This is a genomic window from Neobacillus niacini (assembly GCF_036961885.1).
GTDB classification, from domain to species: domain Bacteria; phylum Bacillota; class Bacilli; order Bacillales; family Cytobacillaceae; genus Neobacillus; species Neobacillus niacini_H.
In genome coordinates this window covers 1-11,951 of the sequence record NZ_JBALNQ010000016.1, presented here as the reverse complement: position 1 = coordinate 11,951, position 11,951 = coordinate 1, and the positions used below count along the sequence as shown (strand labels likewise).

The 11,951-nt window shown below is 37.9% G+C and carries 11 protein-coding genes and 1 pseudogene; 5 read left to right on the top strand and 7 right to left on the bottom strand.

The annotated features are described in order from the left end of the window. Positions 1–268, bottom strand: a pseudogene (locus V7124_RS08355) (ATP-binding protein); the annotation flags it as partial. Between the two features lie 453 nt (positions 269–721). Then, positions 722–1,171, bottom strand: coding sequence for a hypothetical protein (locus V7124_RS08350; protein ID WP_335488034.1), 450 nt, complete (start codon positions 1,169–1,171; stop codon positions 722–724). A 140-nt stretch (positions 1,172–1,311) separates the two neighbouring features. Between V7124_RS08350 and V7124_RS08345 the strand changes: the two genes are divergently transcribed. From V7124_RS08345 to V7124_RS08335, 3 genes are read left to right on the top strand one after another with little or no spacing between them, the layout of a single operon-like run. Beyond that, positions 1,312–1,587 (top strand): hypothetical protein, encoded by a 276-nt coding sequence (locus tag V7124_RS08345; protein WP_420490514.1) that lies wholly within the window; start codon positions 1,312–1,314, stop codon positions 1,585–1,587. 4 nt (positions 1,588–1,591) lie between these two features. Next, a complete protein-coding gene (locus V7124_RS08340) occupies positions 1,592–2,827 on the top strand; it encodes a glutathionylspermidine synthase family protein (RefSeq protein WP_335487975.1) in 1,236 nt (411 codons plus the stop codon). Then, a complete protein-coding gene (locus V7124_RS08335; RefSeq protein WP_335487972.1) occupies positions 2,821–3,207 on the top strand; it encodes a DUF350 domain-containing protein in 387 nt (128 codons plus the stop codon). Before V7124_RS08340 ends, V7124_RS08335 begins: the two co-directional genes overlap by 7 nt. Before the next feature lie 28 nt (positions 3,208–3,235). Here V7124_RS08335 and V7124_RS08330 read toward each other — a convergent pair whose 3' ends face one another. The 3 genes from V7124_RS08330 to V7124_RS08320 all read right to left on the bottom strand — a co-directional run bounded on the left by V7124_RS08330 (position 3,236) and on the right by V7124_RS08320 (position 5,991). After that, entirely contained in the window at positions 3,236–4,264 is a 1,029-nt protein-coding gene (locus V7124_RS08330) for an ion channel (protein WP_335487969.1), read from the bottom strand. A 470-nt stretch (positions 4,265–4,734) separates the two neighbouring features. Then, on the bottom strand, positions 4,735–5,184 hold the full coding sequence (locus V7124_RS08325) for a threonine/serine exporter family protein (protein WP_335487966.1): 450 nt from the start codon (positions 5,182–5,184) through the stop codon (positions 4,735–4,737). A 45-nt stretch (positions 5,185–5,229) separates the two neighbouring features. Next, entirely contained in the window at positions 5,230–5,991 is a 762-nt protein-coding gene (locus V7124_RS08320) for a threonine/serine exporter family protein (RefSeq protein ID WP_335487963.1), read from the bottom strand. Positions 5,992–6,238: 247 nt separating this feature from the next. Between V7124_RS08320 and V7124_RS08315 the strand changes: the two genes are divergently transcribed. Further along, the gene (locus V7124_RS08315) at positions 6,239–7,453 is read left to right on the top strand and encodes an MFS transporter (protein WP_335487960.1); all 1,215 of its coding nucleotides are present in this window, start codon (positions 6,239–6,241) and stop codon (positions 7,451–7,453) included. A gap of 24 nt (positions 7,454–7,477) precedes the next feature. Here V7124_RS08315 and yfkAB read toward each other — a convergent pair whose 3' ends face one another. Beyond that, positions 7,478–8,596, bottom strand: a complete 1,119-nt coding sequence (yfkAB, locus tag V7124_RS08310) for a radical SAM/CxCxxxxC motif protein YfkAB (protein WP_335487957.1) — start codon at positions 8,594–8,596, stop codon at positions 7,478–7,480. Positions 8,597–8,786: 190 nt separating this feature from the next. On the opposite strand from yfkAB, the gene V7124_RS08305 reads away from it, so the two are divergent. After that, complete coding sequence (locus V7124_RS08305; RefSeq protein WP_335487954.1) at positions 8,787–9,575, top strand: formate/nitrite transporter family protein; 789 nt, start codon at positions 8,787–8,789, stop codon at positions 9,573–9,575. Between the two features lie 112 nt (positions 9,576–9,687). Here the strand turns inward: V7124_RS08305 and recQ are convergent, their stop codons facing one another. Beyond that, positions 9,688–11,817 carry a DNA helicase RecQ gene (recQ, locus tag V7124_RS08300; RefSeq protein WP_335488031.1) on the bottom strand — a complete coding sequence of 710 codons (2,130 nt, stop codon included), beginning with the start codon at positions 11,815–11,817 and terminating at the stop codon, positions 9,688–9,690. Positions 11,818–11,951 lie beyond the last annotated feature (134 nt).

The window sequence follows — 11,951 nt, the reverse complement described above, 5'->3', positions numbered from 1 at the left end:
AAATATAAAGATATTTAATTATGTATATATTTCCCTTTTTATTTAAATAAATTGATAATGGGAGCAAACTAAAGATAATCAAATAGTTCCAAAAACCCAATCCATCCATCGTTTTAATTGTTACCGCGGTACCTCTTTCGTATAGAGGAAATAAATAATAATAGGCCACTTCAAAGGAAATGTAAAAAATATAAAATAACCATAAAAATAATTTAATTGCCTTTTTCTCTTCATAAATTAGCTTAGGCCTTTGGAGGTATTCTTTCATACTGGTACTCCCTTAGGTATTCATTATAGTAATACAAATTGTCCACTACCATTCTACCATCTTTCCATTAAAAATTTTAATGTTATTTATGTAAATTCGATGAAATTCGACAAATTTCTACCAAAACTAGAATTTACACCCTTTCAAGTCCATAAAAAAAGCCCAATTCTTTTGAAATAGGCTAGCTTCTTCCTGTTAAATATTTATCATTTCCTTACTACCTTCCGGAAGAACCATTGTAACTTCTGTCCCAACCCCTAGTTTGCTTTTGTAGGAAACTTTCCCTTTCATCGCTTCAATAATCTTTAATGAAACTTACATGCCTAGGCTTGTACCTTTATCCTTAGTCGTATAGAACAAAGTTCCTATACGAGAAAGCTGTTCGTGATTCATTCCCTTCCCCGTATCGGCAATACAAATATAGCCAAGATGATAAATTTTCTCCCGTTGTGTTTATCGATTTTTGCCAGTAAATGTACCATAATAAACATAGCATTTACGGTCTTCATCAATTTCCCTGGAATCAAGCTTGAATTCCATAAATTTTCCATCTCTTTGAATGTAGATAAAATCCGAATGAAGGGTAGCCAGTATCTCCTCATGTTCCCAAACATCCTTACTTTCAACTAGAGAATACGTCATCCCTTGGAGTTCTCTAACTTCAAAGCCAATATGAGAATACCTTTTTTCCAAGGTATCATTTGTATGTCTTTCTTTTTTCAAATACAACACTGACGTTCCATCTGGATCCAATGCTGTTGCCGTTACAGCATATGTCTCCCCATCTTTTACGAAATATTCACAGGTCATCCTCGCCACAGCTTCAACGGGAGTAATATTCTGGTAGTTCCATAAGGCTGGATACTTTTTAACCTCATCATCAAGTCGATATTCTAACCTCATTTTCATCCCTCTTCCTTTTTCTTCTTATTTTACCATTTGTTTTCTGATAATTAACTTTTATAATGAACATATAACTTTTAAAGGAGTGTGTGAGAGTGAAGAAAACCCAATGGTTGATTACTGGTGTTCTTACTACTCTTATGGCTGGAACCACTTTAGCCGGATGTTCACAGGCACAAGACTTGCCCCCTGAGCCAGACGACACTAATTGTCGGGATTGGGAATGGGATGACGAAGAAGGGGTATGGCAATGCGATGATAGTAGATCAAGTTACTATGGACACTTCTTTTACGGTGGATTATTTTTTAGTAACAGATCTGCTTTGAAAAATTCCGCCGCTTACAAATCGTATAAATCTTCCTCTAGTTTTAAGGGTGGATTTGGAAGTGGTTCTAAAGGTGGATTTGGAGGTTAATGACATGTCCTCATATGCAGAGAGTCGAAATCAATTTTATTCGAATTTTCCAACCTTTTGGGCGAATTTATATGGTGGCGAATACAGTCTTTATCAGGTAGTTACGATTAGCGAACAATCACATACACTTATAAAAGAAGCTACCGAACGAATGGGTCAGGTGTTTTTTAAGACAGCTCACCTCCTTCGAAGTCTACAAGATGAACAGCTGCTTGAACTCGGTTTCCCTGCAGCGAGTCTTCCATTTCTTCGAATGAAAAAACTTTTTCCAGAATCAGTGATTTCTCGATTCGATTTCGCTTTTACCAATGATGGTCTAAAAATGCTTGAGTTTAATTCCGATACTCCTACTTTTATTGTTGAATGCTTTCAAATCAATGGCGCAGTTTGTACAGAATTTGGATATCGGAACCCAAACGAAAATCAAGAACGTCTTTTGGCCTCTGGAATTACAAAGGCTGTCCTCGAGTCCGCAAATGGACTTTCGGCTCCAAACATCGTGTTTACTGCACATAGTGACCATATAGAGGATTGGAATACAACGGTTTATCTGAGTCAGTTATGTAAGGTTAAAAATCAAACACTTCCGATGTCAGAACTCAGAATTACAGATGAAGCACTTTTAGATGCAAATGGGATGCCAATCGATGTTTTATATCGTCAGACCTATCCACTTGAACACTTGCTTGACGACCGGGATTCAGAGTCAGGAGATCTTGTAGGCATCGAATTATTACAGCTTGCAAAGGCTGGAAAAATTTCGCTTATTAACCCTGTCTCAGCCTTTCTTCTTCAACCAAAATCAATACAATGCCTAATCTGGGGCTTAGCTGAAAAAGAGGCATTTTATACAAAGGAAGAATTAGCATGGATAAAAGCATATATGCTGCCAACATATCTTGAGGCAGATACATTTTCTGGCACTGCTGCTTATGTTCAAAAACCATCGTTCGGCAGAGAAGGAGATACGATAACCATATGGGATCAACAAACCAATGTAGCAGTCCAAAATTCCTTTCAAACTTACAAAAACGAGCTGCCGGTTTATCAATCCTATGTTCCTCTGCCTGTCGTTTTACTCGAAACAGAAAAAGGTATGGAAGAGCTATCCTATGTATTTGGTTCATTCCTTATAGCTGGAAAACCAAGCAGCATTGGAATTCGTGCAGGAGGGAAAATCACAGGAAACGAGTCATATTTCCTACCAGTTGGAATTAAAAAGGAGGAGTTTAATTGTTAGATTTCTTGATATATTTAGGGGTTTCCTTAGGATTACTAATTGTTGGACTTTTTTTAATGGAAATTACTACAAAGGTAAAGGAATTTTCATTAATGGGAAAGGGCAATAAAGCGGCAAGCTATGTGCTGGGTGGCAGGCTTCTTGGGCTGGCCATCGTTCTATATTCAGCCCTAGCTAATTCCATTTCTCTTTTAGATATGGTGGTATGGGGAACAGTTGGTATCGTTGCTCAGATTATTGTATTTTATCTTGCTGAATTACTTACACCCCGATTTAACATAAGCCAAAGTATTGAAGAAGATAACCGTGCTGTTGGTCTTTTTCTACTTTTACTTTCCGTATCGATAGGGATCGTTATAGCAGGTTGCTTAACCTATTGAAAAAAACGCATCGTTATGATGCGTTTTTTCATAGGTTTTGGTATGTATGTTTATCACATATTACAAATAATCTGGCATCATTGGGAATGGGTTCTTCCCATTTCCTTAGTATGTTCAAATCATTTCGGTCAGCGATTAGCTGTGCCCCTTTTCCCTTTAGATGTTCGTAAGCGGCACCGTATGTTTTCCATTCTGATTTTATACTGACTTCCCAAAGATCACTGCCCGCATCACCATCCTGCCTGCTAAGCAATTGTGTAAAAAGATGGCTTGCCCCTTTCATTTGTGCAGATTTCGCTATTAGGTTCGAGACTGAACCATTGGATAAAATAAATTCATCAATCTTAACATGTTTGAAATTATCAACGTGTTTTTCATTTACAATCTCTGCAATCGTATAAATATTCTTTTCCGTTCTATCGTCATAGCGTTCTATGGAGGAAGCAACTAACAAAGTCTTTCCATCCACTAAATCAGGATTCTCTATTCCTTCAGCTGCAAATAACAAAACCGCTTGAGAATATTCAATTTTGGCTTTCCTTAATGTCTCAACATCTGTAGGGCTGCCCTGAATATAATGAAAACGTTCATGTTCATAAGGCGTTTTTTCGAATTCATCAATCAACACAATATCAGCCTTATCATCACCTAACAATAACTCTCTAATCGTACTCTTACTTTTAGCCGTCCAGCCTAAAATAACAAAATGATTTTCACCTTTATAAAACAACATCCCCTCCTCCTTTCGCTTTTTATATTGTGAGATGCCATCTACTATCACCCCTATCACGGTTCCAAAAAGTCCAATACCCAATGTATAGACGATAATCATCGCCCAGGTTCTTCCAGCCTCTGTCGTCGGATATACATCTCCATAGCCTACAGTTGTCATCGTCGTAAGAATCCACCAGATAGCATGTAAACTATTTTCAAATGTATCAGGTTCTATAAATCTAATAATTTCTGCATTAATGATAATAAAAAGCAAGGTAAAAACGATCACTGTGCGATACCGATAGCGTGAAGCAGTTAAAAATAATTTACGAAAAAACAGCATTATTTCCCCTCCTTTCCTAATTTTCTTATTTTATAGTTCTACTAAGTATTCTTTTATTCCTTTAAAAGGAACAGGTATCTCTATTAAAATAAATAGTTGACATAGTTAAAAATATAATGTAATATTAATATTTGTGCTTAACATTTATGTAACTTGTAATAGACGAGATAATGCAATGTAAGAATTTAATTCTGGCATTCTGCTTATGTTTTAAAAGTAAAACTATTCACACTGGATCGGCTTCGGAGCCGTTAGGATGTAAGAGAGGTAGGGCTTACGTCGTTTAGGTATAAAACCATCAGGTGGAACAGTAACCGCGGCAAATTGGTCTTTTAATACCATTTATTATATATTAATTTTTACCTTGCAATGGCTGATTATCATAACAACCATTCACAAGTTACAATCTTGATCTACTAAGATCATAAGCAAAAGAAGGCAGAGGAATTTTCCTCTGCCTTCGTCCAATTTTATACCTTCAACGTTCTGCTTCCTCTAATTTTTCGAACCAGTTGATTGACTACTTCTGAAAAAACAAGACCAAATGCAATGGAGCCTGAAAGCAACGTGACTTTTGCACCTAATGAGATTGCTTGTAAAAAATCGTCCTCGACAAAATTCCTCATCGTATCATAAGCAAGTCCACCTGGCACTAAAGGAATAATACCAGCTACACTAAATATAATAACAGGTGTTTTATAAAATTTAGCTAATTCCTGACTAACAATTCCTACAAAAAGAGTTGCGCCTAGTGTTGCTAAGACAGCCTCTCCCGTATATTTTTCTGAAATAAAGTAAATAATCCAGCCACCCATACCAACTAAACCGCATTTTACTAATGTTTCCTTCGGAGCATTAAAGATTACTCCAAAGGCTGCAGTTGCAATAAAGCTAGTAATTAATTGTCCAATAATATCCACACAATTAACCTCCATTTATATGACCAAATCCATCCGAAAACATCTTTATAAAAAAGATAAAACTACAGCAATTCCTGATCCAATCGCAAAGGCTGTCAAAAGGGCTTCCGCTCCTTTTGATAACCCCGACACAAAATGTCCAGCCATTAAATCCCTTACCGCATTGGTAACAAGTAGACCAGGAACCAATGTCATAACCGAGCCGATAATAATCTTATCTAACAGTTGTCCAACCCCTATTTTTACAAAAAAGAAGGAAAGCAAACCAATAATAAATGAGGCCAAAAACTCAGAGAAAAATTTTACCGGAATGTATCGGTGAAAATATAAAAAACCAAAATATCCTAGGCCCCCGGATACCATTGCAGGAATAAAGTCACTCCACACACCCTTAAACATAATCATAAAACATCCGCTGGCAATGGAAGCTGCCGCAACCTGAACCATGAATGGAAAGGTTACATTTAAATCATCAAGTTCTTTTAAACGAGTTAACGCCTGCTCCAAATTGAGCTCACCACTGGTTATCCTCCGCGATACACTATTTACCATGGCCACCTTTTTCAAATCAGTAGATCGGGTGGATATTCTAATCAGCTTGGTCTTAGTGGGCTCATTCCCTTCAGCAGAGAAGATAATTCCTGTTGGTGTTACATAGCTGTGGGAGTTTTCAATTCCAAAAGCCGCCGCAATTCTCATCATCGTATCCTCAACACGATAAGTTTCCCCACCGCTTTGAAGCATGATTTTCCCTGCAAGTAAGCAAATTTCCATTATTTCATATGTAAGCTCTCTTTCGTTTTCCATCTCTTCCTTCACCACAACTATTCTTCTTTTTATGATTTCCTAAGTTTAATCAAAACAGCAGTTTTTATCAATCATAAAACGCTTTTTATTATGCATGTCATGATAACATTAATTATGTATTTTTGGTACATAATACCTTTTCTAATGCCAGATGATAATACCAGTGTATATTTCTTTCATTTTTTTAAATATTCGGTATGATATTATTTAGGGCGACGAAATACTTTGTTGAAAGTAGGGAACTGACATGACGAAAATGGAGATGGCGAAACGTAATATCGTTATCATGTGGTTTTCTAACTTCTTCATTGCTGGAAGTATGACGATGGTGCTGCCTTTTATTTCATTATACATTGAGACCTTCGGGGATTTTACGGAAAAATATGTTCAACACTGGTCAGGCATTACCTTTGGAGTTACATTCGTTTCAGCATTTATCTTCTCCCCAATTTGGGGGAGATTTGGTGATCGTTTTGGAAGGAAAAAGGTTCTTATCATTTGTGGGTTCGGGATGGGTTTATCCATCTTCTTAATGGGATATGTAGAGTCGGTATGGCAGTTATTCTTACTGCGTTTTTTGATGGGATTTTTCACTGGATTCATCCCCATGTCGCAAGCTTTCATTTCGACTCAAACACCAAAGGAAATAGCTGGTCGTGTTCTAGGGACACTCCAAACCGGGAGTATTACTGGCTCGCTTCTTGGACCAATGCTTGGTGGAATATTAGCGGATTCATTAGGTTTCTCCCTAACTTTCAAATGGACTTCCATCGCGATATTTATTTCCGGCTTACTTGTTTTTGCAACAAAAGAATATGTTATCGAACCAAAAAAAGGGTCAAAATTACATTATTCTAGCAAAGAAGTTCTCGTACATATTGTTAAAAATCCCGTATTGCTAACTGTTTTGCTGATCTCAACACTCGTCCAAATAGCACATTTTAGCATTCAGCCAATCCTGTCTTTATTTGTAACTGAATTACATGGTCCTACAAATATTGCATTCTACTCTGGTATCGCCTTTTCCGCTGCTGGATTAGGAAATCTGCTCATGTCTAGGAATTGGGGTAAGATTGCAGATAAGCATGGGTATATAAAAATTCTTGTGATACTTCTTTTTATATCTGGAATTGTTTATCTTCCTGGTTCAGCAATCACTAATTTTTGGCAGCTAGTCATCATTCGCTTTGTTCTAGGTATCGCGATCGGAGGAATCATTCCTGTCCGGATTGCTTATATTCGCCAAGAAGCCCCTATTGCCATGCAAGGTGAGGTTCTTGGCTACAATACAAGTTTACGATTCCTAGGTAATATTATTGGACCGATGTTAGGCGGATTCATTTCTGGTTACTTTGGTTTTTCCGCAGTATTTATTAGCACTAGTTCCTTATTGATCGTTAGTGGAGTAATCCTATTTATCTCGATGCATAGGCATCCAAACCTAGTTAAACATACAGCATGACAAAAGAGCAGGTATCTGCTCTTTTTACTTGCTTATTTTATTCTGAAGTTTAGAAAAATCAGCGTCCGGATAATAGCTGTTTTTCACTAAAATATTGGGACCGAGGCAGGAAACAGCCGGACAATGGCAGCTTAATTCCTTTGCGATCGTGGTTGACTGCCAGTTTTCGTATGCGTCCGTTAACTTTGTATTCATGACATTTCCTAGCGGAGGGGTATCACCAAAATCTGTGACAATAATATCCCCATTAAAAATGTTGACATTCAAACGAGACCTGCCATCAGGATCATTTCGAACTGTTACATTTTTACTTTGAAAGAGCCTATTGAGAAGTCTTAAATCCTCTGGTGTTTCGCTGCATGCATAAAATGGGAGTGTCCCAAATAACATCCACACATTTTCATCACGTACATCTAATAAATGATGGATCGCTTCTCTCATTTCATTAAGGGTTAATGTTTCAAGATTACTTGCGAAGTCACTAGGGTACATAGGGTGAATCTCATGCCGCTGGCAGCGCATTTCATCAACGATTTGCCGATGTATTTTTTGCAAATGAGGCATGGTTCGTTTATTAAGCATGGTTTCCGCAGATACCATGACACCAGCCTTTACTAGTTCCCGGCTATTTTCTATCATTCTGGTAAAATACTTTTCACGTTGACTATAGTCAGGTTTATTTGACATCCTCGCAAATCCGCCCTCGACAAAATCATCTACTGTTCCCCAGTTATGTGAAATATGTAAAACATCTAAATATGGAATGATAAATTCATAGCGAGCTAAATCTAGCGTTAAATTTGAATTGATTTGGGTCCGAACACCGCGTTCATGAGCATATTGAAAAATAGGCACCACATAGTTTTTGATAGAAGACAGAGAAAGCATCGGCTCTCCCCCTGTTATACTTAGCGATTTTAGTAATGGAATTTCTTCTAACCTACGCAAAAGCAATTCTAGCGGAAGTGCCTCGGGGTCTTTTGTTTGAAGTGTGTAACCTACTGCACAATGTTCACACCGCATATTGCATAGGGTTGTGGTTGTGAATTCGATATTTGTTAGCTGAGGCATTCCATATTGTTTTATATCATTATAAGCTTCCCACGGGTCATGTTCAGGGGTTATTTTTTTCAGATCGGACATAGTAAACTCCTTAAAATTAGTATTAGAAAAATCACTTTATTATAGTGGATAGATGGTTCTAGTGGCTAATTTAAAGCTTTTTAAAAAACTTATGATGCGAATTTATCTATTATTCTTTATGCATAATTTAATGTTTCTCAATTAACACTAAAAGGATAGATAATGTACTAGTGGATGGTGGGGATACATAATGGAAATGCAGCCGTTAAGTGAAGTTGAAAAGCTAGCATTAAAAAAAGTAAAAATCTTTAGGCAAAGCCTGTTGCGATATATTTTACGAGCCATGCTTGCCAGCATGTTTATCGGCTTTGGCGTAATTGTTGCCTTTAAGACAGGCAACTACTTTTATTTAGAACATTCACCTTTTGCTTATCCTATGGCTGCCCTTACTTTTGGATCTGCGATTATTTTAATCGCTTATGCTGGAGGGGACTTGTTTACTGGTAATACCTTTTATTACACCTATGCGGCATTGCGTAAAAAGTTAGCCTGGAGTGAAGTTACAAAGTTATGGATTAGCAGTTATGTAGGAAATATTTTAGGTGCCGTTCTATTTGCCTTTATTATTTTTACAACTGGCCTATATGAAGAATCCTCCGTCAATGGATTTCTATTGAGTGTCGTGGAAAAGAAAATGCAGGTACCTACGATAGAGTTGTTTTTTAGAGCAATTCTTTGTAATTGGCTCGTTTGCTTGGCATTTTTTATTCCGCTGGGCTTAAAAGGCGATGGACCGAAAATGTTTTCAATGATTCTGTTCGTATTCTGCTTTTTCATTTCTGGCTATGAACACAGTATCGCCAATATGTGTACCTTCGCAATTGCTTTAGTTTTGAATCATCCTGGCACCATTTCATGGGGAGGCGTGATTCATAATCTTATTCCCGTGACGATAGGAAATTTGTTTGGCGGGAGTTTTCTAATGGCATGGATGTATTATTTTGTTAACAAGCCATTTTTGGATGATTATCAGGAATAACAAGAGCCATATTACTAAATATGGCTCTTGTTTCGACAAATTCCCGGGAAATAACTCGGCTGACGACAATTATAATGTGAATATTCTAAAAATGGAGTGACCTTTAATAAAATTACTTCTTCTTGCTTAAAAAGTATAGATATCCTTTAATCATAAAATAACTTACTTCTTCTGGAAGCTGCTCTTTAATTGGTTTTAATCGATCCCTGCCGACCTTTTCCACTGCCTTTTCCAATAATTCAATGTATTCTTCAGTAATAAGCCGTTTGAAATCTACATCCATGCCTTGTTGGGCACATTGGATTAAATGATTTTCAACGGTGCTAAGCGCCAACTCCCGTTTTGCTGCAATTTCCTCTATGGATACGTTTTGCTGGTGCATGGCCAAAGTCTCTAGGTGAGAATCTCCAACTGCTGCCTTTTTCGCTGCTTTTTTTGGAGCAGAAGCTGCTATTAACTCAGGCTGTCGGTCTGGATGAGTTTCGCAAAACTGACGGATCGCTTGGATAAAATCCAAACCATATTTTTTCAGCTTGAGTTCCCCGACACCACTCACGCTTAAAAATTCTTCACTTGTCTTCGGAAGTTTGGAACACATGTCCTTTAATGCAGCATCAGAAAAAATAACAAATGGAGGTACATTTTCTGTTTCTGCTATCGTTCTTCTTACCTCGCGTAAAGACTCAAATAGAGGGTCATCCTTTGAAATTTCTTTGACTTTAACCGTTTCTCTGCGCTGGACCTTATCTTTCCCAAGTAAGATATTTTTCCCTTTTGGAGATACATAAAGTGTTGGAAATTGCCCTTGTTCAATCGCAATTAAATCTTGCGAAATTAAGAACTCGATAAAATCACTGACTTCTTTCGAACTCTTTTCCTTCATGACTCCATAAGTAGTAAGCTTGTCAAAGCCCATTTCCGTGACTTTCTTATTTTTCGAACCTGTTAGCACTTGAGCTGTGAGGGTTTTACCGAAGCGCTGTCCCATTCGAATCACACAAGACATCACCATTTGCGCTTCTTTCGTTACATCGATGGTTGAACGTGAATCAAGACAATTACCACAATGCCCGCACTTTTCCGTCTCTATTTCCCCAAAATATTTTAAAATAAATTCTTGGAGACAGTTTTCTGTATGACAATAATCAACCATCTGTTGCAGCTTTTCAAGCTCCTGCATTATACGTGTGCGGTCGCTTGATTGGTCAATTAAAAAGCGTTGAACTTGCACATCTTGAGACGAATAAAGAAGAATACACTCACTTTCGAGTCCATCACGTCCTGCACGTCCAGCCTCTTGATAATAGCTTTCCATATTTTTCGGGAGTTGAAAATGGAGGACATAGCGAATGTTGGATTTATCAATTCCCATCCCAAAGGCTGAGGTTGCAACCATAACAGATGCTTCATCTTTTAAAAATCGGTCCTGCTCGCGTATGCGCTCGGCATCTCCCATCCCAGCATGATAGCGGGCCACATTGATATTTTGTTTCTTTAGTCTTTCGTAAAGCTGGTCAACGTTTTTTCTAGTGGCTGCGTATATGATGCCCGCTTCTTTTTCATTCTTTTTTAAATAATCTTTAATAAAAAGAAGCCTGTCTTGACCTTTAATAACAGAAAAGGTAAGGTTTTCTCTTTCAAAACCTGTTATGATCGAATTTTCTTCATCGATATTTAGTGTTTCACAGATATCTTCCCTGACCTTTGGTGTTGCTGTTGCAGTAAGTGCCAATACATTGGGCTGTTGTGGAAGACTGTGCACCATCTGCTGGATATGGCGGTAGCTTGGACGAAAATCATGTCCCCATTGTGAGATACAGTGGGCTTCATCGACCGCAACTAACGGGATGTCCATTTGTTTGAGGTCCTCGATAAATTCTCGTGAATCTAGTCGTTCGGGGGCTATGTATAGAAGCTTGTACATGCCTTGTTTTGCTTCCCCAATCCGTTCATTTGCTTCACTGTAGCTTAGTGAGCTGTTGATAAAAGTTGCAGGAATTCCTACCTGTACGAGGGCATCGACTTGATCCTTCATAAGTGAGATTAACGGGGATATTACAATCGTGGTACCTGGTAGAACAAGTGCAGGAATTTGATAACAAATTGATTTTCCTCCGCCTGTGGGCATAACACAAATCGTATTTTCACCAGCCAATACGGATTGAATCGCACGTTCCTGCCCATTTCGAAAGGACGAATAACCAAAATGAGATTCCAATAACTGTTGAGCTTTCTCGAACAACAAAAACGTCTCCCCCTTCTACAAAATAATCTTCTATCATTATACCTCTTTTTAGTCGTATCCGAGAATTTTTTCGGCTATCCGAGAGTATTTCTCGCCATCCGCCAGTATTTCCGGCTATCCGCCAGTATTTC